The sequence below is a fragment of the Roseateles sp. genome, assembly GCF_039929605.1.
In the GTDB taxonomy this organism is placed as follows: Bacteria; Pseudomonadota; Gammaproteobacteria; order Burkholderiales; family Burkholderiaceae_C; genus Pelomonas.
Genome location: NZ_JBDSQX010000062.1, coordinates 1 through 25058, shown reverse-complemented (window position 1 = coordinate 25058; position 25058 = coordinate 1). Strand labels below are relative to the sequence as shown.

15 protein-coding genes and 1 pseudogene are annotated in these 25058 nt (G+C 69.1%); 15 read left to right on the top strand and 1 reads right to left on the bottom strand.

The window, feature by feature from the left end; genetic code table 11:
* Window positions 1–44 precede the first annotated feature (44 nt).
* The 6 genes from ABIS05_RS08710 (at window position 45) to ABIS05_RS08685 (ending at window position 10142) form a co-directional block, all read left to right on the top strand.
* The gene (locus tag ABIS05_RS08710; RefSeq protein ID WP_348013307.1) at window positions 45–2426 is read left to right on the top strand and encodes a hypothetical protein; all 2382 of its coding nucleotides are present in this window, start codon (window positions 45–47) and stop codon (window positions 2424–2426) included.
* Between the two features lie 10 nt (window positions 2427–2436).
* Window positions 2437–6267 carry a DUF6519 domain-containing protein gene (locus ABIS05_RS08705; protein ID WP_348013306.1) on the top strand — a complete coding sequence of 1277 codons (3831 nt, stop codon included), beginning with the start codon at window positions 2437–2439 and terminating at the stop codon, window positions 6265–6267.
* A gap of 11 nt (window positions 6268–6278) precedes the next feature.
* Entirely contained in the window at window positions 6279–6956 is a 678-nt protein-coding gene (locus ABIS05_RS08700) for a hypothetical protein (RefSeq protein ID WP_348013305.1), read from the top strand.
* Window positions 6957–7157: 201 nt separating this feature from the next.
* Window positions 7158–8288: a mannitol dehydrogenase family protein gene (locus tag ABIS05_RS08695; RefSeq protein WP_348013304.1), complete on the top strand. Its 1131-nt coding sequence runs from the start codon at window positions 7158–7160 to the stop codon at window positions 8286–8288.
* A gap of 14 nt (window positions 8289–8302) precedes the next feature.
* On the top strand, window positions 8303–8632 hold the full coding sequence (locus ABIS05_RS08690) for an L-rhamnose mutarotase (RefSeq protein ID WP_348013303.1): 330 nt from the start codon (window positions 8303–8305) through the stop codon (window positions 8630–8632).
* Window positions 8622–10142, top strand: coding sequence for an altronate dehydratase family protein (locus ABIS05_RS08685; RefSeq protein ID WP_348013302.1), 1521 nt, complete (start codon window positions 8622–8624; stop codon window positions 10140–10142). Before ABIS05_RS08690 ends, ABIS05_RS08685 begins: the two co-directional genes overlap by 11 nt.
* A 15-nt stretch (window positions 10143–10157) precedes the next feature.
* Here ABIS05_RS08685 and ABIS05_RS08680 read toward each other — a convergent pair whose 3' ends face one another.
* Window positions 10158–10886, bottom strand: coding sequence for a FadR/GntR family transcriptional regulator (locus ABIS05_RS08680; RefSeq protein ID WP_348013301.1), 729 nt, complete (start codon window positions 10884–10886; stop codon window positions 10158–10160).
* Window positions 10887–11223: 337 nt separating this feature from the next.
* Between ABIS05_RS08680 and ABIS05_RS08675 the strand changes: the two genes are divergently transcribed.
* The 9 genes and pseudogenes from ABIS05_RS08675 to ABIS05_RS08635 all read left to right on the top strand — a co-directional run.
* Complete coding sequence (locus ABIS05_RS08675) at window positions 11224–12885, top strand: DUF5597 domain-containing protein (RefSeq protein WP_348013300.1); 1662 nt, start codon at window positions 11224–11226, stop codon at window positions 12883–12885.
* Window positions 12882–14195, top strand: coding sequence for a GDSL-type esterase/lipase family protein (locus ABIS05_RS08670; RefSeq protein WP_348013299.1), 1314 nt, complete (start codon window positions 12882–12884; stop codon window positions 14193–14195). Before ABIS05_RS08675 ends, ABIS05_RS08670 begins: the two co-directional genes overlap by 4 nt.
* Window positions 14192–16660 carry a glycoside hydrolase family 95 protein gene (locus ABIS05_RS08665; RefSeq protein ID WP_348013298.1) on the top strand — a complete coding sequence of 823 codons (2469 nt, stop codon included), beginning with the start codon at window positions 14192–14194 and terminating at the stop codon, window positions 16658–16660. The genes ABIS05_RS08670 and ABIS05_RS08665 overlap by 4 nt, the downstream gene beginning before the upstream one ends.
* Window positions 16657–18189 carry a family 43 glycosylhydrolase gene (locus ABIS05_RS08660; protein WP_348013297.1) on the top strand — a complete coding sequence of 511 codons (1533 nt, stop codon included), beginning with the start codon at window positions 16657–16659 and terminating at the stop codon, window positions 18187–18189. Before ABIS05_RS08665 ends, ABIS05_RS08660 begins: the two co-directional genes overlap by 4 nt.
* Window positions 18190–18300: 111 nt before the next feature.
* Window positions 18301–19275 (top strand): hypothetical protein, encoded by a 975-nt coding sequence (locus ABIS05_RS08655; RefSeq protein WP_348013296.1) that lies wholly within the window; start codon window positions 18301–18303, stop codon window positions 19273–19275.
* A gap of 24 nt (window positions 19276–19299) precedes the next feature.
* Window positions 19300–20217, top strand: a complete 918-nt coding sequence (locus tag ABIS05_RS08650) for an alpha/beta hydrolase-fold protein (protein WP_348013295.1) — start codon at window positions 19300–19302, stop codon at window positions 20215–20217.
* Window positions 20218–20222: 5 nt separating this feature from the next.
* Complete coding sequence (locus ABIS05_RS08645) at window positions 20223–21410, top strand: DUF418 domain-containing protein (RefSeq protein WP_348013294.1); 1188 nt, start codon at window positions 20223–20225, stop codon at window positions 21408–21410.
* Between the two features lie 114 nt (window positions 21411–21524).
* Entirely contained in the window at window positions 21525–22817 is a 1293-nt protein-coding gene (locus ABIS05_RS08640; protein ID WP_348013293.1) for a LacI family DNA-binding transcriptional regulator, read from the top strand.
* A 674-nt stretch (window positions 22818–23491) separates the two neighbouring features.
* Window positions 23492–25058: pseudogene (locus ABIS05_RS08635) on the top strand (hypothetical protein); the annotation flags it as partial.

Here is a 25058-nt window from a genome sequence, read left to right as displayed (position 1 = left end):
CCCTCGGGGGATCGGCTGACGTACTCGTCGGACGAGGGGTTGTCATGACCGCGCCTTCGTTGTTCGAGCGCTTGCCCGAGGTCTACCGCCAGCGCGATGCCGAGCAATCGCCGCCGGGCCAACTCCAGGCGCTGGTCGACGCCCTCGACAGCGTCTTCAGCGCGCTGCGCGACCGCGTCGAGCAGCAATACGACGACCTCTTCATCGAGAGCTGCGACGACTGGGTCGTGCCCTACATCGCCGACCTGGTCGGCACATCGCACCTCAAGGGCGACCCGCACACGCTGCGCGCCGACGTCGCGCGCACCGTCTACCACCGGCGGCGCAAGGGCACGCTGGGCGCGGTCGAGTCGCAGGCGTTTGCGCTGTCGGGCTGGGCCGCGCACGCGATCGAGTTGCGCGACCGGCTGGCGTGGAACATGCATCTCAACCACCTGCGGCCCGATGCGGGCGGTGCGTCGCCCTGGCAATCGGTGCCGCACAACGACCCGCGCCACCCGGTGCGCGGCGGCACCGCGACGCTGCGCGCGCCGGCCTGGCTGTCCTTCGTCGACGGCCCGTTCGACCCGTTTGCGCGCACGGTCGACCTCAAGCCACCGGTCGCGCGCGAGGGCGAAGGCCCGGCCCGGCCCGCGGTGAACCTGCCCAATCTCGGCATCTTCCTGTGGCGGCTCGAGGATTACCAGGTGCCGGTGTCGCAACCCGCGCCGCCACGCGCGCCAGCGCAGCAAATCATCGCCCTGACCGATCCGGCCGCCGCGCCCTTTGCGGTGCGCTTCGAGCTGCACCCGCAGGCCGAGCCGCTGGCGCTGTTCAACACGCACCGCTTCCGCGCCGACGACGAACCGCCCAACCTGGCTGACATCGACAGCGTTCCCAACCCGATGCCGCCCGCGCGGCTGACCACCGATACGCCTGCGGGCCGGCCCGAGGCCTATGTCGAGCTGGATCTGTACACCGGCGCGCAGCCCGCGCGACCGTCGGCCGGCGCGCCCGGCCTGGTACTGCACTTGCCCGACGCGGATTTCGGCGGCCTGGCCTGGCGCTTGCGCGGCGCCAACCTGTGCGGCTGGGAGGCCGGCCTCGCGCCGCCGCTCGCGCCGCTGGAGATCGTCATCGACCCCCAACGTGGCCGCGTCGTCTTCGGCGTGCCCGGCCCCACCCAGGCCGACTTCGCCGACCCGCTGGCCGATGGCCTGCGCGTCTCGGCCACGACCGGCTTCTCCGGCCCGGTCGGCGCGCAGCCGGTGCCGCACAGGATTCCCGCGCCCGCGGCCGGCACGACCGTGCTGCGCATCACCCGCGCCGACGGGCCCGACGTGCTGGCCTTGGCGCTGGCCGACCTGGCGCTGCGCGCCACGCCGCTGGTGGTCGAGATCGCCGACAGCCTGACGCACGAGCTCGATCTCAACAGCGTGCCTGGCATCGGCAACGATGGCGGCACGCTCTTTCTGCGCATCGCGCAGCCGCTGACGATCCGTGCGCTCGACGGCGAACGCCCGGTGATCCGATTGGCGCAGCCGCTGCGCCTGCGCGCGGCGACGATCTCGGCCGGCGGCGGCACGCCGCAGTCGCTTGCCGACATCACTTTCAGTGGCCTGTACCTGACGCGCGGCACGGCCTTCCCGGCCACCGCTGCGCTGGTCGAACAGGCCGCGCTCAACCGGCTCTCCTTCGACGGCTGCACGCTCGACCCGGGTGGCGCGCAAGTGCTCGACGGCAGCGTGGCCGGCGGCCGCGCCCCGCTGCGCAGCGCCTTGCACCTGGCCGATGGCTACGGCCTGAGCGATGCGACCGAGCTGGCCGATTTCAGTCAGGTGCCGCAACTCGTCTTCAACCGCTGCATCACCGGCGCGCTGCTCGTGGACACCGGCTACGCGCTGTCGCTCAGCGCCTGCATCGTCGATGCCGGCAGCGGTGCCGGCGAAGCCACACCGGCGCTCGCCATCGGCGCGGCCGCCGGCACGCCCGACGCGGGCTGGGGCGCGGCCCTGGTGTTCGACGGTCTCACCGTATTCGGCCGCAGCCGCGTCGAGCGCGCGCGCGGCACGGGCGCCCTCTTCGTGCACCGGCTGCAGGTGCACGACAACCAGGACAGCCATGGCGCGCTCGCCGCGCCCAACCTGCCCGGCAGCTGCATCCGGCACAGCTGGTTCACGGGGGTGGGTGACCGGCTGCCGCAGCACGTGGCCTGCGTCTTCGGCACGCGGGCGCCGCTGCGCTTCGTCTCGCAGCGTTTCGGTGCCCCGGGCTACGCGCAGCTCGCGGCGCTGAGCGACCGGCGCATCCGCGAAGCGGGGCCGAACGACGACGAAATGGGTGCCTTCGGCTTTTTGCTGAACACGCACAAGTGGAAAAACATCTGCATCCGGTTGCGCGAATTCATGCCCGTCGGCATGCGCGCGCTGCTGGTGAACGTGACCTGAGGGTTCTGCCATGAAGGGCGATTTCTCCTACCTCGGCACTGGCGCCGCCGATGCCTACACCGGCGTACTGCATCAGCAGGGCCGGGTGCTGCTCGACCGCGACTGGAACGCCGCGCAACAGATCGACGCACGCCTGCGCACCGCAGCGGCGGCCGACACCTTCGGCCCCAACGTGCTGGCGGTGCCGGCGGCGCAGGCCGATGCGTTCAAGGTCGTCAGCGCCAAGACCGATGGCACGATCGTGCAGATCGAGCTGCTCGCCGGCCGCGCCTGGGCCGCGGGCGTGCCGGTGTCGCTCGCCGCACCGAGCACGCTGACCGCCACCTACCTTGAGCCGCCCCTTACGCCCACCACGGCGCCAGCCACCTCGCCCGCGAGCATCGCGGCCGGCGTGCGCGACGCCCTGCTGCTGGAGGTGTGGGAAGACACGGTCAACGGCTTCCAGCAGCCGGCCGACCTGATCGAGCCCGCGCTCGGTGGGCCCGACACCACCGAGCGCCTGCGCGCGTTCGCGGTGGCTCGCCTGCTGCGTCTGGGCGCGAACGAGGATTGCTCGGCGGTCGCGGCGCTGGTCGACGGCCCCAAGGGTCGGTTGACGGTGTCGCCCGCGCCCGTGCTCGCGATCAGCGGCGACTGCCCGCTGGAGGCCGGTGGCGGCTACACCGGGCTGGAGCATTACCTGTACCGCGTCGAGGTCGCCGAGCCGCTGGCCGGGGACGCGCGTTTCAAGTGGTCGCAGTTCAACGGCGGCCTGGTCGGGCGAGGCATCTTCAGCGCCGGCGTGGCGCCCGGCACCGGCAGCGTGGCCGTGACGGCCAACGTGCAGCAGGTCGACCTGTGCGGCCTGTCGTCGTTCTACCTCGAAGCGCTGCAGTTCGACGCCGCGCTCGGGGCCTGGCGCATCGTTTTCAGCGCCGATGCCGTGCGCAGCGGCGACGGCCTGCTCGGCTTGTCGAACATCCAGGGCACCTGGCCCGCGGCGCCGCCGGCCACCGGCTTCTTCCGCCTGTGGAACGGCATCGCGCGCGTCGCCGATTTTCCGGCCGGCTCTACCGTTGAGCTGAAGGACGGCATCCGCCTGGAGTTCGAGGCCCCCACTGCCGGCAACACCAACTACCGCCCGGGCGACTACTGGGGCTTCCCGGTGCGCGCGTCGGGTGCGGCCTTCGCAGCGCCGATCTGGCCCACCAACACGCCGCCGCACGGGGTGGTGTACCGGCGCGTGGCGCTGGCCGAGATCACGTGGAACGCGGCCCCGAACGCGGCCTTCAGCGCGAGCTTCGACGCCGGCGAGATCGAGGACTGCCGCAAGATCTTCCGCCCCCTCACCAACCAGAAGATCTGCTGCACCTACAACGTGGGCGACGGCATCACGAGCTTCGGCGACTTCAACTCGATCGAGGAGGCGCTGCGCCACCTGCCGGCGTCGGGCGGCGAGATCTGCCTGATGCCCGGGCTGCACCACACCAACGCCGTGATCCAGGGCCGCGAGCACGTGACGATCCGCGGCTGCGGCGTGCGCACCAAGGTCACACCGCGCGCCAATGGCGCGAGCCTGCCGATCTTCCACGTGATCGACTCGCACGACATCGAGCTGCTGCACATGGACTTGTTCACGCTCGGCGGCAGCGCCATCGTGGTCGAGGGCAGCAAGCCCGGTGCGACGCACGACATCGAGATCGCGCAGCACCGCATCCTGGCCTGCACCAACGCCGTCTTTGCGCGCAACGTTGCCGGCGTCAACGTGCGGCACAACCGCATCCGCATGCTCGACAAGCGCAACAGCGGCGTCGGCATTTACCTGGCCGGCGACGACAGCGTGGTCGAGCGCAACGACATCCGGCTGCTGCCCTTCGACGACATGCCGCCGATCGACACGCCCGACGACGGCGACGACCCCATCGACCCGACCGACCCCTGCGCGCGGCTCGAATTCACCTTCGCCAACCCGAGGCTGTTCCTGGCCTACGTCAACGTCGTGTGGGCGGTCGCGCTGCCCATGCTGCCGCTGCTGAGTCTGCTGCTCAACCCGTACCGCGCGCTCGGCGGCATCCAGCTCGGCGGCGGCAGCGAGCGTGTGAAGGTGCTGGAGAACACCGTGGTCGGCGGCGCCGGCAACGGCATCACGCTGGGTGCGGCAGCGGTCGAGGTGGTGCCGGAAGAACCGCCCAAAGAGTTCCTGTTCGACATGACCTCGGGCGATGCGCGCGTGCTAGCGCTGGTGCGCGGCCCGGACGGCACGCCGATGGCCGGCGTGCAGGTCGGCCTCACCAACACCGGCACCGGCAGCTCGCCCGCGCCGCAGGTGACCAACACCAGTGGCATCGCGTCCTTCAGCATCGCGCGCGGCGTCTACCGGGTGACCGAAGGCGCGGTCGGGCTCGAGATCGACGCTGTCGACGCCCGGCAGGTGTCCGACAGCGTGTGGACGCTCGAGATCCGCCTGCGCGCCGAGGAGACGCCGCCCGCACCCGAGGTCGACGATGGTTTCCTCTACGACATCGAGATCTCCCGCAACACCGTCAACGCGATGGGCCTGTCGGGCATCGGCGTGCCGCCGTCGCAGCCCAAGTCCTCGCTCAACAGCGTCTTCCAGCGCAGTGCCCTGGCCGCCGCGCAAAGCCTGCTCGGCAGCCCGGTCGTGCGCCTGGTGATCCGTGACAACACGCTCGCGGGCAACCTGCGCAACCTGTTCGACAACACGCTGCGCGCCGAGGCCCAGGTGCGCGGCCTGGGCGGCATCTCGCTTGGGCTGGTGGACGACGTGCTGATCGAGGGCAACCGCATCGAGAAGAACGGGAGCTCGGCCACCGAGCCGGCCTGCGGCATCTTCGTGCAGTACGGCGAAGACCTCGACATCCGCGGCAACCAGGTGCTTGAGAACGGCGGGACGCCGGGCGCCAACGACGTCGTCAACCCCGGCAAGCGCGGCGGCATCCTGCTCGGCATGGCCTCGGCCTTCGGTCTGCTCGCCGCGCTCAGTGGCAACAAGACCACCGACATCGGCGGCCGCCCCGCCGCGCGCGTGTGCGGCAACAGCGTGATCCAGCCGTCGGGCTGCGCGCTGTACATCCGCGCAATCGGGCCGCTGCAAATCAACGACAACGCCTTTGCCAGCGAGACCGCCGGCGAGAGCACCCTCGAAAAGCTCGGCGGCACGGTGCTGATCTACAACCTTGGCGGCGTGCAGAACTCGGCGCCGGGGATGGCCATCGAGCGGCCAGGCAGCGTCGCGGGCGACCCTCCGCCGCCGCCGCCCTCGGTCAACCCGAACAACCCGGTCTCACCGGCGCCACCGGTGGTGCCCGCCCCGACACTGGCGCCTGCCACCTCGACCGTGCCGGTCAGCAGCCTCGCCACCAGCGCGTCGCGCGCACGCCTGCAGCCGGCGCAGATCGCGGTCGGCCGCGCCGCTGCCGCGCAGGCCTTGCTGCCGCCGGGCAACACGCAGTTCAACGACAACCAATCGCGCACCGGCCGCGCGCACACGGCCGTGGCCTCGCACCTGATGGTCTGTCTCGACGACTTGTCATACCAGGACAACCAGTCGGTCAGCCTGCAGGCCGGCACCGTGTTCTCGAACGCGCTGCTGCTGGCCAACACGGTGCGCGCGAGCGGCAACCGCTGGAAGGAACAGCAGGTCGAGACCCTCATGTCGCTGATGAGCCTTGGCACACGCGCGAACAACAGCTCGTTCAACCAGGGCGACCACTGCATCATCGTGCTGGACAGCAACCCCGGCATGGCCGAGGTGCAGCAGGGCAACCAGGTGCTCAACCCGTCCGCGCTGTGCGGCCGCGTCAACATGACCGGCTCGCTGCTGGTCAAACCCCTCGGCTGAAGGCCCTCATCATGAAGCTGATCAATCACGGCATCACCAGCGCCAAGCACGATCTGCAGGAGCTGATCGAAGGCGCGCAGGCCGAGCGCAGCGTCAACCTCGACCATCTGCGCAGCCTGCAACTCGCGTCCCAACTGCTGGTGCAGCGTGAGGCGCAGCGCCTGGCCCGACGCAATACGGGTGACGTCCGCATCGCCCGCCTCGGCGAGATCGAACGCAAGCTGCGCGAGCGCGTCGGCGTGCTCGACACCGAGCGCGAAGTCGCCGCGATCCGGGTGCCGCCGGTGACCAAGACCGGCGCCCTGATCCACGGCCGCGTGACCGACAGCACGCAGCGCGCAGCCGGGCCGATGAACGCGGTGCTGGTGAAGGCCGACGGCAAGCCGGTCGAGGGCGTGCCGTCGGTGAAGATCGACGAGTCGGGCTACTACGCCTTCGTGCTGGACGAAAAGCAGACCGCGGCGCTGGGCGACGGCGCCAAGCTGCAGGTGGTGCTGCAGAGCGCCGACGCGAAGATCGCGCCAGCGAGCACCGCCGACATCACGCTGAAGGCCGGCACCGTCGTGGCCAAGGATGTGGTGCTCAGCACGCGCGATATCGACGAGCTGAAGTTGCGCCCGCACGCGAAGGCCGAAGATCCGGGCAGCCCCAAGCCCGCGCCGCGCGGTGCGACCAAGCCCAGGAAGTGAATCGCAGGAGCCTGAGATGAAACTGCCCCTCGCCCAACCTCGCGTCGCTGAACGCGAGCGAGTCTGGTCGGTCCCCCGGGGGGACGGCGATGCTCGCGGGGCGTGCCCCGCTCGCACATCGCCTGACGGGCCGGCTTGGGAGCGGCCCGGCGCTCGGCCCGGAGCCCGCGCGCGTCGCCTCGAAACGGAAATGAACCAGCCATGAACTCTGGCCACCCCATCCTGCAGTTCGGCACCAGCCGCTTCCTGCAGGCGCACGTCGATCTCTTCGTCAGCGAGGCGGCCGAGCAAGGCCAGGCGCTGGGCGGCATCACCGTGGTGCAGAGCACCGGCAACCCGGCCAGCACGCTGCGCACGCAGGCGCTGGCGCGTGCCGACGGGTTCGACGTCCTCGTGCGCGGGCTGGTCGACGGACAGCCGCAGGAGGAGCGAAGAACCTGCCGCTCGGTACGCGAGGCTTTGCATGCCGCCACGGACTGGCCGACCGTGCGCGAGCGGGTGCGCGGGCCGGTGCAGGTCATCGTCTCCAACACCGGCGACAGCGGTTGGGCGCTCGCGCCCGGCGACGGCCCTGATCTCCTCGCCGAAACAGCCGCAGCGCCGGCCTCCTTCCCCGCCAAGCTGCTCGTGCTGCTGCACGACCGCTGGCAGGCGCGGCCGCTGGCTGAGCTGACCCTGCTGCCCTGCGAGCTGGTCTCCCGCAACGGCGACAGCCTGCGCAAGCTCGTGGTCGACCTGGCCGTGGCTTGGCAATGCACGCCCCCATTCGTCGACTGGTTGCAGTCCCAACCGGTATGGGCCAATTCGCTGGTCGACCGCATCGTGTCGGAGCCCCTGCAGCCGGTGGGCGCCGTGACCGAGCCCTACGCGCTGTGGGCCATCGAAGCGCAGCCGCGCCTGCAACTGCCCTGCGTGCACCCGTCCATCGTGCTCACCGACGATCTCGAACGTTATGAGCGGCTCAAGCTTTTCTTGTTGAACCTCGGCCACACACTGCTCGCCGAGCAGTGGATGAACGCTCGTCTCGCCGCCGACATGACCGTGCTGCAAGCCATGCAAGACCCCGTGTTGCGCGACGCACTGGAGCAGGCCTGGCAGCAGGAGGTGCTGCCCGTGCTCGACGCGCTGGGGCAAGGCGAGCAGGCGCGGGACTACCTCCACGGCCTGCGCAACCGTCTGTTGAACCCCTTCCTCGCCCATCGCCTGGCGGACATCGCCCAGAACCACGACCAGAAGAAGGCCCGGCGGCTGTTGCCGGTGGTCGAGCTGGCGCGGCTGCACGTGCCGGCCCTTGCGCAACCCCGTTTGAACGCCGCCTTGTTTGCCGGCTGATCCAAGGAAAAATAATGGAACGCATGGGCATGGTGATCGGCATCGCGCCGGAACACATCGCCGAGTACAAACGCCTGCACGCAGCCGTCTGGCCTGCGGTGCTGGCGCGCCTGGCCGCCTCCAACATCCGCAACTACAGAATCTTCCTGCGCGAGCCTGAGAACCTGCTGTTCGGCTGCTGGGAGTACCACGGCAGCGACTACGACGCCGACATGGCCGCCATCGCCGCCGACCCCGAGACGCAGCGCTGGTGGACCTTCTGCAGCCCCTGCCAGCGCCCGCTGGAAAGCCGCGCCGCAGGCGAACACTGGGCATCGATGGAGTGCGTCTTTCATGTCGACTGAAGCCCCATCTGCGCTGATCGTGCTGCACGCCGGCGACAACGTCGCCGTGGCGCGCGCGCCGCTGGCCGAAGGCCAGGCGTTGCCCCAGCTGCGGGTGCGCGAGGCCATAGCCTCCGGCCACAAGATCGCGCTGCGCGACATCGCACGCGACGAGGTCGTGCTGAAGTACGGCCAGCCCATCGGGGTGGCCAGCACGGCGATCTCGGCCGGCGAGCACGTCCACGTGCACAACCTCGAAATGGCACGCATCCCCTCCGCAGCACAGGCCACGGCCCGCCAACCCGCCGAGCCGCTGGCCGGCGACCAGGCCCTCGGCTTCGACGGCTATCTGCGCGCCGACGGCCGTGTCGGCACGCGCAACTACATCGGCGTGTTGTCCAGCGTGAACTGCTCGGCCACCGTCTGCAAGGCCATCGCCCAATCCTTCGACGGCGCCGCGCTGGCCGCCTTCCCCGGCGTGGACGGCGTGGTGGCCATCACCCACGGCAGCGGCTGCGGCATGAGCGAGGGCGAGGGTCTGCAGCTGCTACAGCGCACCTTGCGCGGCTACGCCGGTCACCCCAATTTCGCGGCCGTCGTGCTGATCGGCCTGGGCTGCGAGGTCAACCAGGTTGGCCCCTTGCTGCAGGGGCTGGAGCCCGAGGCGCGACAGCGTGTGCACGCGCTGACCATCCAGGACGCGGGCGGCACGCGCGAGGCCATCGCGCGAGGCCAGCAGATCGTCCGCGAGCTCGCCGCGCAGGCAGCTGCGGCGAAGCGCAGGCGCGTGCCGCTGTCTCACCTCGTCGTCGGCCTGCAATGCGGCGGCTCGGACGGCTATTCCGGCATCAGCGCCAATCCGGCGCTGGGCGCGGCGGTGGACCTGCTGGTCAGCCACGGCGGCACGGCCATCCTGTCGGAGACGCCAGAGATCTACGGCGCCGAGCACCTGCTGACCGCCCGCGCCGCCTCACCCGAGGTGGCAGAACGGCTGCTCGCCCGGCTGCGCTGGTGGGAGGACTACGCCGCCCGCAACGGCGCCGAGCTGGACAACAACCCCTCGCCGGGCAACAAGGCGGGCGGCATCACCACCATCCTGGAAAAGTCCCTCGGCGCCGTCGCCAAGGCCGGCAGCAGCACGCTGACCGAGGTGGTGGAGTACGCCCAGCCGGTCAGCGGCCCTGGCCTCGTCTTCATGGACACGCCGGGCTACGACCCGGTGTCGGCCACCGGCCAGGTGGCGGGCGGCGCCAACCTGATCTGCTTCACCACCGGGCGCGGCTCGACCTACGGCTGCAAGCCCACGCCGTCGCTGAAGCTGGCCACCAACACCCGCCTGTTCGAACGCATGCCGCTGGACATGGACTTCAACGCCGGCGGCATCGTTGATGGCACCCAGACGGTGGCCGAGGCCGGCGAAGTGTTGTTCCGGCTGATGCTGGAGACCGCCTCAGGCCGGGCGACGCTCAGCGAGCAACACGGCCTGGGCGACAACGAGTTCGTGCCCTGGCAACTGGGTGCCGTGATGTGAGTGACGGCCGCTACTTCAGGCGGTGATCGCGCTGCGCGGGACCGGCTCGGCCGGCTCGCCGACCCAGCGGCCATGTGAGGCCAGCAAATGGCTGCACATCGCGGCTGCAGCTGCATGGGGGTTGCGCGCCTCCAGCGCGTGGAGGATGGCCTCATGCTCCCCAAGCGCCGTCTGCCAGGTGTGCACTGTTTCGACCCGTCCGCTCATGTGCGACGAGATCGGGCTGTGACGGCCATCGAACAGCGCTTCCACCATGCCGACCAGCACGGAATTGCCGCCCATCTCGGCAATGCTCATGTGAAAGCGCCGGTCCGCTTCGACCGGCTTTCGGCCATTGGCGTGGTCGTCACGCATCGCGTTCAACGCGCTTTCGATGCGCTGCAAACCGGCCTTCGTGACACGGGCGGCAGCCAGTGTGATGACGGCGCTCTCAAGCACGACGCGAGCATGCATCAGCTCCGCGGGGCTTTCCCCCAGCGCGGAGGTCGAGACTTCGCCGGGGGGCTGAGTCGCGCAGACGTACACGCCCGAGCCGCCGCGAATTTCGATGCGACCGTCGATCTCCAAGGCGATGAGGGCCTCGCGCAGCGACGGGCGCGATACGCCGAGTTGAAGCGCCAGCTCACGCTCGGCCGGCAAGCGAGAACCGGGGGCGACGCCTTCCGACTCGATGAACGCGCGGATCCGATCGGCAACCAGCTGGTATTGGCGGCGCGCTTCGCCGCTGCGATGGTTATTGGCCATGTCTCCCCTGACATCACAAATTGGACTGACCAAATGCTAGCGCTCCCAGACGCAAAAGTTGCACCACACCAGGAAAACCCCAGCGAAATCACTCAGGGACTCGAGCGCTGCGGGTATTTACCGGTCTTACCAAAAAAGCAATTATGGCAAAGTGGCATGACCAAAGAGGTTTGACCGAAGTTGCCTGTACGAATCCGAGTCGGCTGGGTTGACCCGACGCCCAGGTCCGCCATGCCCGTCGCGCTGCGGAGTTTCATTACTCGCGGCTGCGCCTGTTGACCCCATCCATCTTCGGCCCGTCCTGCGGGGCGCGGTCACGCGAACTCAAACAGCCCCCATGTCGAAGCTCCTCATTGGCTCCCTCCGCCCGCTCGGGCTGGCGGCGCTCAGCCTGTTCGTCTCCTCCATCGCGGCCGCCGCCGAGTTGCCCCGCCTCGTCGAGCGCGACGGCCGCCACGCGCTGTTCGTCGACGGCGCCCCGTTCACCATCCTCGGCGCCCAGGTCCACAACTCCAGCAACTACCCCGAGGCGCTGAAGAAGGTCTGGCCCGCCGTCGCCGACATCCATGCCAACACCGTCGAGGTACCGGTGGCCTGGGAGCAGGTCGAGCCGGTCGAAGGCCGCTTCGACTTCTCCTTCGTCGACACCCTCATCAAGCAGGCCCGCGAGCACAAGGTGCATGTGGTGCTGCTGTGGTTCGGCACCTGGAAAAACACCAGCCCGCAGTACACGCCGGCCTGGGTCAAGTTCGACAACCAGCGCTTCCCGCGCATGGTCGACCAGGAGGGCAAGAACAGCTACTGCCTCTCGCCACTGGGCGATGAGACGCTGAAGGCCGACAAGCGCGCCTTCACGGCGCTGATGGCGCACCTGAAGAAGATCGACGAGAAGGACCGCACCGTGCTGATGGTGCAGGTGGAAAACGAGGTCGGCACCTTCGGCCTGGTGCGTGACTTCGGCCAGCGGGCGCAGGCCCTCTTCGAGCAGGACGTGCCGGCCGCCGTGCTGGCGCGCAAGAAGGCGCCGGTGCCGGGCGCGGCCAAGGGCAACTGGCGCGCCGTCTACGGCGACTATGCCGACGAGTATTTCCACGCCTGGGCCAAGGCCCGCTACATCGGCGAGATCGCCAAGGCCGGCCGCGCCGTCTACGACCTGCCGATGTACGTGAACAACGCGCTGCGCGACCCGCTGGAGCAGCCGCCCAAGCCCTGGAACAAGAACTTCGCCAGCGGCGGCCCGACCTACGACGTCATCGACATCTACAAGGCCGCCGCGCCTGCCATCGACATCGTCGGGCCGGACATCTACAACGCCGAGTCGACCAAGCTCGTCGCCAACCTGGACAAGTTCAACCGCCCCGACAACGCGCTGTTCGTGCCCGAGATCGGCAACGCCGAGCTGTATGCGCGCTACCTCTACCCGGTGCTCGGCAGCGGCGCCATCGGCGTCTCGCCCTTCGGCATCGACTACTTCGACTACGCCAACTACCCGCTCGGCGCCAAGACCAACGACAAGGCCACCCTGGAACCTTTCGCCAAGATCTTTGCCGCCTTCCGGCCGATGCAGCGCCAATGGGCGCAATGGGCCTTCGAAGGCCGCACCCACGGCGTGGCCGAGCCCGACGACCATGCCGACCAGTTCGTCACCATGAAGGGCTGGAAGGCGCACGTCACCTTCGGCCAATGGCAGTTCGGCGAGCGTGAATGGCCGAGCAACCAGAAGGAGGCGCCGGCACATGCAGCCAAGCTGGTGGGCGGTGTATCCATCGCGCAGATCGGCGACGACGAATTCCTGCTGGTGGGCCAGCAGGCGCGCGTGCGCATCGACGATGCCGAAGGCAGCGGCCGCGCGCTGATCGAGTACGCGGAAGAAGGCCGTTATGACGCGAATGGCAAGTGGGTCATGGAGAGGCGTTGGAACGGCGACCAGACCGACTGGGGCCTGAACTTCGTCGCGAACCCACGCGTCATCAAGGTCAAGATGGGGCGCTACAAGTGAGCGCTGTTCGCAAGACCCTCCTTGGCGCGCTACTGACCACGTCGGCCTTCAGCGCCCTGGCACAGGCCGCGCCCGACATCACCATCCTGCCCGCGCCGGCCGCCGCCTGGCGCACCGTCGTCGGCCACTGGGAGTCCCAGGCCGAACTCAGCGGCGACAGCGTCGTCGTGCCGGCGCCCACCGCCGAGTACGCGCGCGCCAGCACCCTTGGCGCCAGCGTGCGCAGCAGCGCCGGCCAGCGGGACGCCGTGTTGCTGGACTGGAAACAGCTCTGGCAAGCCACGCTGCGCTTCGAGTCGCGCCAGCCGATGGACCTGCGGCCCTACCTCGGCGGCACGCTGGAGTTCGACCTGGATGTGGCCGAGCTAGGCCAGGGCGGCATCAAGGCCAAGGTGGCCTGCGGCGACGGCTGCGAGCGCGGCGTCAACCTCATCGAGCCCGCACGCGCTGCGGCCGGCAAGGGCTGGCAGCACATCGCCCTGGCCATGAGCTGCTTTGTGCGCGAGGGCGCCGACTTCTCCAAGGTGAAGCTGCCGTTCGCGCTGGACAGCACGGGCAGCGGCCGTGTCAGCGTGGCCAATGTGCGCATCACGCGCCAAGCCAAGCCAGGTCTTGCCTGCCCGGACTACCGCACGGAGTCCATCACGCCCGCGATGCTGGACGAATCCTGGGCCATCGACTGGTGGCTACCGCGCCACCAGGAGAAGCTCGAAGAGAAGCGCAAGCTCATCGAGGCCGGCACGCCGCCGCAGATCGTCTTCATCGGCGACTCCATCACCCAGAACTGGGAGAAGGACGGCCGTGCGGTCTGGCAGCGCCACTATGCCAAGCCCCACGGGCTGGCGCTGGGCTTCGGCGGCGACCGCACGGAGAACGTGCTGTGGCGTCTGCAGCATGGCGAGATCGACGGCATCGCGCCCAAGGTCGCCGTGCTGATGATCGGCACCAACAACACCGGCCACCGCGCCGAGAACCCCGCAACGACCGCCGCCGGCATCAAGCGCCTGATTGACGAGATCCAGCAACGGCTGCCGAAGACGAAGGTGCTGCTGCTGGCCATTTTCCCGCGCGGCGAGAAGCCCGACGACGGCCAGCGCGCCATCAACGAGCGCGTCAACAAGCTCATCGAGAGCTATGCCGACGGCAAGACCGTGCAATTCCTCAACATCAACGCCGCGCTGCTGAACGCCGATGGCACGCTGAGCAAGGACATCATGCCCGACCTGCTGCACCCCAACGACAAGGGCTACGGCCTCTGGCAGCGCGCGATGGCGCCAACGCTGGCCAAGCTGATGGCGGGCCAACCATGACGAGCGCCTTCACCACCCGCCGCGGCTTCGTCGCCGGCAGCACGCTGGCCTGCAGCCTGGCCGCACTGCCGGCCTTTGCGCGCAGCGGTGCGGCCCGGTTGGCCGACGACTCGCCCACGCTCTGGTACGACCAGCCCGCCGGCCCGTGGATCGAGGCGCTGCCGCTGGGCAGCGGGCGCCTGGGCACCATGGTCTTCGGCCGCCCGGCCCAGGAGCGCCTGCAGTTCAACATCGACACGCTCTACGGCGGCGGCCCCTACATCCAGGACAACCCGAAGTTTCACGACGCCCTGCCCCAGGTTCGCGCTCTCATCAACGAGGAACGCTGGAAGGAGGCCAACGATCTCGTCTCCGAGGCGCTGATGGGCAAGCCGATCAAGCAGATGCCCTTCAGCGGCGCCGGTGACCTGCTGCTCGACTTCCCCGGCGTGAAGGCTGCGGCGCGCTACCGGCGCAGCCTGGACCTCGACAGCGCCATCGCCACCACCACCTTCATCGACGGCAGCGGCCGCCACCGGCGCGAGGCCTTCTGCAGCGTGCCGGACCAGGTCACGGTGATCCGCCTGGAGATCGAGGGCGACGGCACGTTCGACCTCGACCTCGGCTACCGCCACCCCGACTACCAGCCCTACGGCGGCTTCGGCGACACCCAATACGACGCCCACGGCGTGGTCTTCGTCGGCGCGCCCTGGGACCACCGTGAATCGCTCTTTGCCGAGAAGCGGCCGGCGCCGCTGGTGGTGCGCGCGGACGGCAGCGACGCGCTGCTGATCGAGGGCCGCAACGTGCAGGCCTTCGGCATTCCCGGCCAGCTGCGCTATGCGCTGCGCGTACAGGCGGTGGGGGACGGTCGCATTGAGGCCGTCGGCGACCGTCTTCAGGTTCGCGGCGCGCGCCGGCTGACGCTGGTCGTTGCCGGCGAGACCAGCTATGTGAACTGGCAGGACACCAGCGGCGACCCGGTGGCCGCCGTGCGCCAGCGCACCGCCGCCGCCGCACGCAAGCCGTTTGCCAAGCTCCGCGACGACCATCTCAAGGCCCACCGCGCGCTGTTCCGCCGCCTGCACATCGACCTCGGCGGCCAGGCGGCGAATGCCCGCACGACGGACGCCCGCATCAAGGACGTGCCCCGGCAGCCGGACGCCGCGCTCGCCGCGATGTATGTGCAGTACGCGCGCTACCTGCTGCTGTCGTCCTCGCGGCCGGGCAGCCAGCCGGCCAATCTGCAGGGGGTGTGGAACGAGGTGCTGCACACGCCGTGGGAGGGCAAGTACACGATCAACATCAACACCGAAATGAACTACTGGCCCGCCGGGCCGGCGAACCTGAGCGAGTGCGTCGAGCCGCTGTTGAAGCTGGTGGAGGACCTCGCCGTCACCGGCGTGCGCACCGCGCGCGACAGCTACGGCGCGCGCGGCTGGGTGGCCCACCACAACACCGACCTGTGGCGCGCCACCGCTCCGCTGGACGGCCCGCTGTGGGGCATGTGGCCCATGGGTGGCGCTTGGCTGTGCACGACGCTCTGGCAGCACTACCAGTACAACCCCAGCCCGGCCCTGCTGCGCCGGCTGCTGCCGCTGTTCAAGGGCGCCTCGCTGTTCTTCGTCGACACGCTGGTGGAGGACCCCAAGGGCCGTGGCCTCGTCACCTCGCCGTCCATGTCGCCGGAGAACAACCACCATACCGACATTGCCCTGTGCGCCGGGCCGGCCATGGACCGCCAGATCCTGCGCGACCTGTTCGACGCGGCCCTTGCGGCGCAGGCCCAGCTTGGTGAGGACGACCCGGCATTCACCGCTGCCGTCCGCACGGCGCGAGCCCGCCTGCCGGCCGATCGCATCGGCGCGCAGGGCCAGTTCCAGGAGTGGCTGGAGGACTGGGATTCGTCGGCCACAGATCAGCGCCACCGCCACGTCTCGCACCTCTATGCCGTCTACCCCAGCGAGCAGGTCAACGTGCGCGACACGCCCGCGCTGGCCGCAGCCGCGCGCGTGACGCTCAACGCCCGTGGCGACGAGAGCACCGGCTGGGCCACCGCCTGGCGCCTGGCGCTGTGGACGCGCCTGGGCGACGGCGAGCGGGCTTACAAGATCCTGCAGGGGTTGCTGGGGCCGGCGCGCACCTACCCCAACATGTTCGACGCCCACCCGCCCTTCCAGATCGACGGCAACTTTGGTGGTGCCGCCGCCATCCTGGAGATGATCGTGCAGTCCTGGGGCGGCGAGGTGCACCTGCTGGCTGCGCTGCCCAAGGCCTGGCCCGACGGCCGCCTGCACGGCGTGCGGGCGCATGGCGGGCTGGAGCTGGACGTCGACTGGCAGGCCGGCCGCCTGACGCGGGTGCGCCTGCGCGGCCCGGCCAAGGCGAACGTCGCGCTGCGCTATCTGGGCCAGCGCATCACGACGAAGCTGGACGAGCGCGGCCACGCGCGCATGAGCGCCGCCGACTTTCCCGCGCCGGCATGAACTCCGCCCAGGTCGGCAACCCGCGGCCGGCGGCAGATGCCGTCGCCGAACCCGGCCCACCCGAACGCTTCGGCATGGGCGTCGAGGGGCAGCGGCGTGCCGACCTGGGCGATGGCAGTTTCCGCAATCCCATCGTCGGCGGCGACCACCCCGATCCGTCGATCCTGAAGGACGGCGCCGACTACTACATGACCTTCTCGTCGCTGCGCTCCTGCCCGGGCGCGGTGATCTGGCACTCGCGCGACTTGGTGAACTGGTCCCCCATCACCGCCGCGTTGACCCAGCCCATCGGCACGGTGGGGGCCCCGAACCTGCTCAGGCACAACGGCCGCTACTTCGTCTACATCCCCGCGCAGCGGGGTGGGCGCGTGACGATCCACGTCATCCACGCCGACAACATCCTGGGTCCCTGGAGCGACCCCGTCGATCTGGGATTGGAGGGCTGCCTGGACCCGGCCCATGCGGTCGACGAGGACGGCAGGCGCCACCTCTTCGTCAACGGCGCGCGGCGCATCGCTCTCACGGACGATGGCCTGGCTACCGTGGGCGGGCTGGTGCCGACACCGGCCGGCGCGGGCAACGCACCCCGGCTGCTGCGCCGGGGCGAGTTCTTCTACAGCCTAGGCGCCGTCGTCAGCAGCGACGGGGCGGCCGGCAGCCACGCGGTGACGATGGCGCGCTCGCCCTCACTGCTGGGGCCCTGGGAGGCCTGCCCCTTCCCGCTGATCGCTCGCACCAACGGCGCCGCCGAGGCCTGGTGGACCAGCGGCCATGCCAACCTGGTGGAAGGCCCGGCGGGCGACTGGTGGCTGGTCTGCCATGGCCACGAGAACGGCGTCCGCCTGGGCCGGCAGACGCTGCTGCAGCCCGTCGAGTGGACCCGCGACGGCTGGTGCCGCGTCAAGGGCGACCGGCTCGACCGGCCGCAGCGCAAACCTCGCCACGGCACGGCCAGCCCGGCCGGCGCCCCGCTCTCCGACGACTTCAGCAGCGACCGTCTCGGCCTGCAGTGGAGCTTCTTCAACGCCGCCCCAGACGAGCTGCACCGCGCCCGCTACGACGGTGCCGGGCTGCTGCTGCGCGGCAAAGGCACGAGCCTGGCCGACTGCTCGCCGCTGACCTGCGTGGTTGGCGACCGCAGCTACGTGGCCGAAGTGGAGTTCGAGCTGACCGGCGCGGCCCAAGGCGGGCTGGCGCTGTTTCATGACGCGCGCGGCTTCGTCGGCGTGGGCATAGGCGACGGGGACATGCACACCTACAGCTACGGGCAGGAGCACCGCTGGATGCAGCAACCTGTGCCCGGCTGCCATCACCGCCTGCGCGTGACGAACCGCCGGCAACTCGTCACCTTCGAACACGCCATCGGCGACGGCCCCTGGGTGCAAAGCCCGTGGCTCAGAGAAGTCTCCGCCCTGCATCAGACCGTCTCAGACGGCTTAGCCAGCCTGCGGCTGGCCGTCTTCGCAGCTGGAGAGGGCGAGGTGCGCCTGCGCCGCTTCAGCTACCAAGGCCCCGCACACGAGCTCTGAGATTCACCCGTAACGACATTCCGCGCCGGCTGCTCGGGCGCCCTGCGGCTACTGCGGCGGCACCGGGATAGACCGGGCGGCAAAGAGCGATTCATACAGGGAGTACACAAGATGAAGACACGAGCAGATCGCCCCGGCCACCGCACGCGCTATGCAATGGCCGCCGCCGCCGTGGCAATTGCCGGCGGAGCCTGGCTCTACGGCAAGCAACCAGCCAGCGAAGCCCCGGCCGCCGTGCCGGCTGCGGCACTCGGCTTGCCCTCAGCACCGGCCCACGTGGCCAGCGCGGCGGCCGTCATGGCGCAGTCAGCGCCGGCGCCCGCCGCGAGCAGGCCTGCGGCACCGGGCCGCGCCAGCAGCGCAACACTGCCCGAAGGCGAATCGTCGACCGAGTCCCTGCGCAAGGTCCAGCTGGGCCTGAATGGCGGCACTGCGGAAGATGCACTGAAAGCAGCCCAGACGCTGCAGCAATGCGCGACGGCGGCCAAGGCCCCGGAAGCCCTGTTTGCCGTCCGCGATCAACCGGACCTGATGCCAGCCAATGCCAAGAAGATGCTTAAGGACATGGGCGGCGAGGAAGGCGTGAGCAACGAGCAGATCGCCCACGCCCAGCGCGAGCAGCGGCGTTGCCAGGTCTTTGATGCCGCCACGCTGGCGCGCAGCGGCGAGCTGTTGCAGAAGGCCTATGACGGCAAGGCTGCAGGAGCGGCGATGGCCTATCTGCAATCGCTGCAGGCTCCCGACGCCAAGGGCAAGGCGGACCCGGCGCTGATCGCCAAACTGCAGGCCGATGTGCGCCAGGCTGCCCAGGCGGGCGACCCTGACACGTTGATGGCGCTTGCCATGGCATCAGGCGATGCGGCGCTCGGCATGGGCATCACGCCGACACAGCGCAGCGGCTACAGGAATGCCTATGTCCAGATCGAGGACGAGCGCATGCCGGGCATGGGAAAGACGATGGGAAAAATAGTCGATGCAGTTTCACAGATGATCCCGTCGGCACCCCTCACCGCCGCGCAGCAACGCGAGGCCGACGCACTGGCCAAGCAGGTGGTCGACGCCTGGCGGCGCGGGCGCAAGAGCTGATTACGTCTGACCCAACCACTCCAAATGCAACACACCAAAACACTGGCCGCCATCGCCCTGCTGGCACTCGCCTCCGCTGCCTCGGCGCAAGGCGTCGAGACCGTCACCCCCGACCGAGCACGTGCCAACTTCGGCCGCCCCATCACGCTCGCAGCGGACGACGTGCGCGCCTTCCCCGCGCCACCCGCCGGCTTCGCCGATGCGCGGCCCGGCGTGGTGGCCGGCCGCATCGAGGAGCTCACCTACAGCTCGGCCGTGACCGGCACGCAGCGCTTGGCCAGCGTCTACCTGCCGGCCGGCTACTCCGCCGAGCGGCGCTACCCGGTGCTCTACCTGCTGCACGGCATTGGCGGCAACCAGGACGAGTGGCGCGGCTATGTGCGGGCGCCCCAAGTGCTGGACAACCTGATCGCCGACGGCAAGGCATTGCCGATGATCGTCGTGATGCCCAACGGCCGCGCCTTGGCCGACGACCGCTCGCCACCGCCAGACCGCGTGTTCACGGCGGAGAACGCCGCTGGCTTTGCGAAGTTCGAGCGCGACCTGCTGGAGTTCCTGATCCCGGCCGTCGAAGCGAAGTACGCGGCCCTGGGCGAGCGCAGGCAGCGCGCGCTGGCCGGGCTGTCGATGGGCGGCGGCCAGGCGCTGAACTTCGGCCTGGCCCACCTCGACACCTTTGCCTGGGTCGGCGGCTTCTCCTCCGCGCCCAACACCCTGCCCGCCGCCGAACTGCTGCCCGACCCCGCCGATACGCGCCGCCAGCTCGCGCTGCTCTACCTGTCCTGCGGCAACAAGGACGGGCTGATCAACATCTCCCAGGGCGTGCACCGCGCGCTGAAGGCCAGCGACATCCCGCACGTCTGGAACGTCGACGAGTACGGCCACGACCGCGACAGCTGGGCCGAGAACCTCTTCCACTTCGCGCAGCGCCTGTTCCGCTGAAGGCCGTGTCCGGCAAACGCATCGACGTCGTCGACGCCCTTCGGGGCTCGGCCCTGTTTGGCATCCTCCTGCTGCACGCGGTGGAGCATTGGGACTTGATTCGCATGCCCGAACACCGCCCAGGCTGGCAGGTGATGCTGGACCAGCAGGTGCTGGACGCCGCCTACGCCATCTTCGGCGGCAAGGCCTATGCCATCTTCGCGCTGGTGTTCGGCGTGAGCTTCTTCATCACCCTGGATCGCTGGAGCCGCACCAGCCGCAACGCCTCGGCGCGCTTCGTTTGGCGGCTCGTGCTGCTCGGCGGGCTGGGCTATCTGCATGGCCTGCTCTACGGCGGCGACGTGCTGATGGTCATCGCCGTGCTCGGCCTGCCCCTCGTGCTGCTGAACAAACTGCCGACCCGCGCGCTGCTTGTGGTGGCGGTGGCGCTGCTGCTGCAACTGCCCGAATGGCCCGGCGTGTTTCAGGTGCTGTCCGACCCAAGCTTTACCTCGGCGCGACCGCATCACTGGGATCTCTACGGCCAGACGGATGGCGTGTACGCAGCGGGCAGCTTTGCCGAGGTTGTGCGTCTGAATGCCTGGACCGGGCAGGCCGCCAAATGGTGGTGGACGATCGAGACCTTCCGCTATCCGCAGATGCTGGGCCTGTTCGTGTGCGGGCTGCTGATCGGCCGCAGCGGCGTACTGCTCGACGCGCCAAAGCTGCGCCAGGTTGCCTTGCGCGCGCTCATCGCCGGCATCGTCGGCTGGGGCCTGACGTGGTTCGCCCAGCGCGGTGTGCAGGGTCTCGGCTTGAAAGACGGACGGCTGATGGTCATCAGCAACCTCGTCAATGCCTACGGCAACCTGGCGCAGATGGCCGTCTGGGCCGGGGGCTTCACGCTGCTGTACGTGGGCACACGGGCGGCAAGGGCGCTGGGCATATTTGCACCGTACGGGCGCATGAGCCTGACCTGCTATGTCACCCAGGCGGCGTTGGGCGTGCCCTTCTTCTACGGCTTCGGGCTGGCGATGTTCCGCAGCGTCGGGCCGTTCCATGCGCTGTTCTTCGCGCTCGGCGTGTTCGCCTTGCAGCTTGCCTTCGCCCACTGGTGGCTGAGGCGATACACGCAGGGCCCGCTGGAATGGCTGTGGCGCGCCGCGACGCTCGGAACGCTGCAGCTGCCGTTGCTCCGCGAGCGCTTTTGCTAGCGCTTTGGCCGCCACGCCGCCGACAGCCGATACAGCCCCGCCCCATGAGCACAGCTTGCGGACGAACTTGCCCTTGGCGGTGCCATCCGGCTGGCGCGCCACGGCGGCCGTATCGTGCCGCTGGGGCGCAACGGGTGGGTCGCGGTTTGCCGATGGGCAGCGACTAAAGCCGGCTGCAACCGCCCGCCATACCCTGCTGCAGCAAAACCGAGCTTCGGCGGCCAGGCCGCTGAACGCATCGGCCTGCGGGAGACCCGGGTGCTAAAGTGCGCAGCCCGTTTCCACCGCCACTGGTCAGTGTCCGCCTCGACACCCAAACCGTCCCAGGCGACGAAAAGCCGACATCACAAACTCCCCACACTCGCTGACGTCGCGCGAGAAGCTGGCGTGTCGGATGTAGCGGCATCCTGCGCGCTCAACGCAGGAAAAGGTTCGACGCGCGTATCAGTGGAGACGCGCGAACGGGTACTCGCAGCGGCGGAGCGCCTGCACTACCGGCCAAACGCGACGGCGCGTGCACTCAGCCGTCAACGGGCCAACTCCATCGGCTTCGTCGCGAACATTGCCAGTGAGGATCCAAACCCCTACTTCATGGAAGTGTTCAACGGCGTCGTGCGGGGCGCGACGGAGGCCCAGCAGACCCTGTGCGTCTTCCCAATGAGCGGCTGGAAAGACGCGCAGAAGCGCATCCCCGCGCTGTGTGACGGCCGCGTCGACGGGCTGGTCGTTCTGGCGCCGCATCTCGAAGATGAAAACACGTCTTGGCTGCTACCCCATACGCCTTTGGTCACGATCCATGCCGCAACGCAACTGCAGGCCCAGGTAAACGTCGAGGCGGATGATGAGGCGGGCGGCTTTGCCATCGCGCGCCACATGCTGAAACTTGGCTATCGCCAACTCCTCTGCGTGGGCGGACCCCTGCACAACAAAAGTGCGGACCGCCGTGTCGATGGCTTTTTGCGCGCGCATGCCGAAACCGGAGTGGAAGTTGCGTTCAACCACGTGATCCGCACCTGGTTCACTGCGAGCGACGGTCAACTGGTGATGGAGAAGTGGCTGCACGACCACTGCGGTGAACCGTTGCCCGAGGCCATCTTCTGTGGCAACGACGACATTGCCTTAGGGTGCATAGCAGCGCTGGAGGCCCGAGGGCTGAACGTGCCTCGGGACATCTCGATCGCTGGCTTCGACAACACCTTGCTGGCGCGCGCACTGCGCCTGGCGACCGTGAATCAGCCCCTGCTCGAAATGGGGCGTCGGGCGGTCAACGTCCTCATGCAATTGATCCAGGCGCAGCACAGTGGAGAGCCGTACGACGGCCCGCGCAATATCGTCCTGCCGGTCGAGATCGTTCCCGGCCGGACATTGGTCGCACGCACCCGGCATGCGCCGCTGGCGATCCTCTGAACCTGTACGTACGCCGGCAGGCAGGCGCCGTAGCGCTGATGGGTTTCCCCTAATTGGTCAGACCGCCAACCGAACTACGATGGCCGCAGGGCATAACTGTCGTTGCTTTCGCCGATTGATTCGACGTCGAATCGCATTTAAATCGGTGCTTGGAGCGTAACGAGCGACGACAGCCGCCCATCACAGACGGCACACCAGCCACGTTCGTCGACCGCACTCCTCTTGGAGCCTGATTGAGCCGATGAGTTACCGCTGCTCACAAATTGGTTAGACCACCTGGCGATTTATGTCAGCGCGACATGACTAAAACCCCTTTGCCGATTGATTCGGCCCCAAATCGAGACTTGAGCTTCGACGCCGCCGAACTCTTCGCCGATTCCGACGTCGGCGGCCAGTACCTCGAACTGCGGCTGGATAGCCAAGGCCGCGATCAATGAAGAGCCTCGCTGCTGCACTGGCCCTCGCCGCCGCCACGATGGCGTCAGCCCAACGCAGGCCGTCGCGATGGCGCCGTTCTCGGCCAAGCCCGGCCCACAAGGCTTGGTGCTGAAACCACCACCCAGTTCCATCGTCGTTGTAGGGATGTAGGCCCATGCGCTGAGCCACGCCCTTCCATAAAGCTCGTATCCGGAGGAGACAACCGGCCGAGCACTTTCATCCTTGAAAGGTAGAACATGCGAACCTTGATACCAGCCCTGCTGCTCGCCTTCGGCGCGAGCGCAGGCAGCCTCGCGCAGGCGCAAAGCTGCGGCAGCGGCGGCGGCACCACCGTCTGCCTGACGGCCACCGGCACGGCCAACAACGTCCAACTCGGCTGGACGGTCAGCGGCGCCGTCAAGTCGCTGGAGATCTACCGCGACACCGATGCCAATCCGGTCGGTCGCAGCCGCATCGCCGTCCCGGCGGCCAGCGCCACCAGCTATGCGGATGCCACGGCCGCCGACGGCACGCCCTATTGGTACTGGGTCAAGTTCACGACCAACGCCGGCAGCTACAACTCCGGCGTGGCCACCGCCAAGCGCAACAGCGGCTGCACGCCGACCGCCATCACGCCCTACATCAACGCCAACGGCTCGTGGGCGCAAACGGCATCGGCCAGCATCAAGACCGGCGCCTCGGCCATCCTCGGCCCGCAGCCATCGTCCGGCGGCATGTGGACATGGAGAGGCTGCGGCACCGCCGGTGGGTCGCGCGAGCAGACCATCCAGCCGCCCGCAGCCTGCACGGCCACCGCCACCTACACCAACACCTGTGGCGCCAAGACCCAGCAGGCGTTCTCCATCAAGGTGGGCGCCTGGACGAATGCGAAGTTCGGCGGCGGCGGCTACGTCACCGGCCTGGTCTTCCACCCGACCACCGCCAACCTGCTGTACGCGCGCACTGACGTCGGTGGCGCCTACCGCTGGCACCAGCCCACGTCGTCCTGGGTGCCCATCACCGACGGCCTGGGCTTCAGCGGCGGCGAGAACCGTTTCCACGGCGTGGAGAGCATGGCCGTCGATACGAACAACGACCAACTCGTCTACATGGCCGCCGGCCTGTCCGTGTCCGAAGGCAACGGCCGCCTGTACATCTCCAGCGACCGCGGTGACCACTGGACCCACGTCGCCCTGCCCTTCCCGCTCGGCGGCAACAACCCCGGCCGGGCCATGGGCGAACGCCTGATGGTCGACCCCAACAAGCCGTCGACGCTGTTCTACGGCTCGCGCACGGCCGGCCTGTGGAAGAGCACGGACTCGGGCCTCACCTGGGCGCAGCTCACGGCGCTGTCGCCCCTGCAGATGACCCAGGCCCAGATCAATGCCAACGGCGGCACGGCGATGGGCGTCGAGACGGTCGTCTACGACACCGGCACCAAGGGCAGTGGCACGGCCACGCAGACGATCTACGCAGCCGTCGCCCCGGACTACGCCAATGCAGCGGGTCTGGGTTCCAGCCTGTACAAGTCGACCAATGGCGGCACCTCCTGGACGGCGGTCACTGTCCCGGTCGCCGGCTACCACATCCCGCACATGGCGCGCGCCGCAGACGGCATGTTCTACATCGCCTTCACCAAGGACGCCGGGCCAGGCGCTGGCGGCCCCGGCAGGTTCTACAAGTTCGACGGCAGCAACTGGACGCTGCTCAAGAGCGTCGACCCGATCGGCGGAACCAACTTCGGCTTCGGCGGCGTATCGGTCGTCGGCAGTGGCGCGACCACCCGCATCGCGCTGGGCGTGAGCAACTCCTGGGGCAACTGGA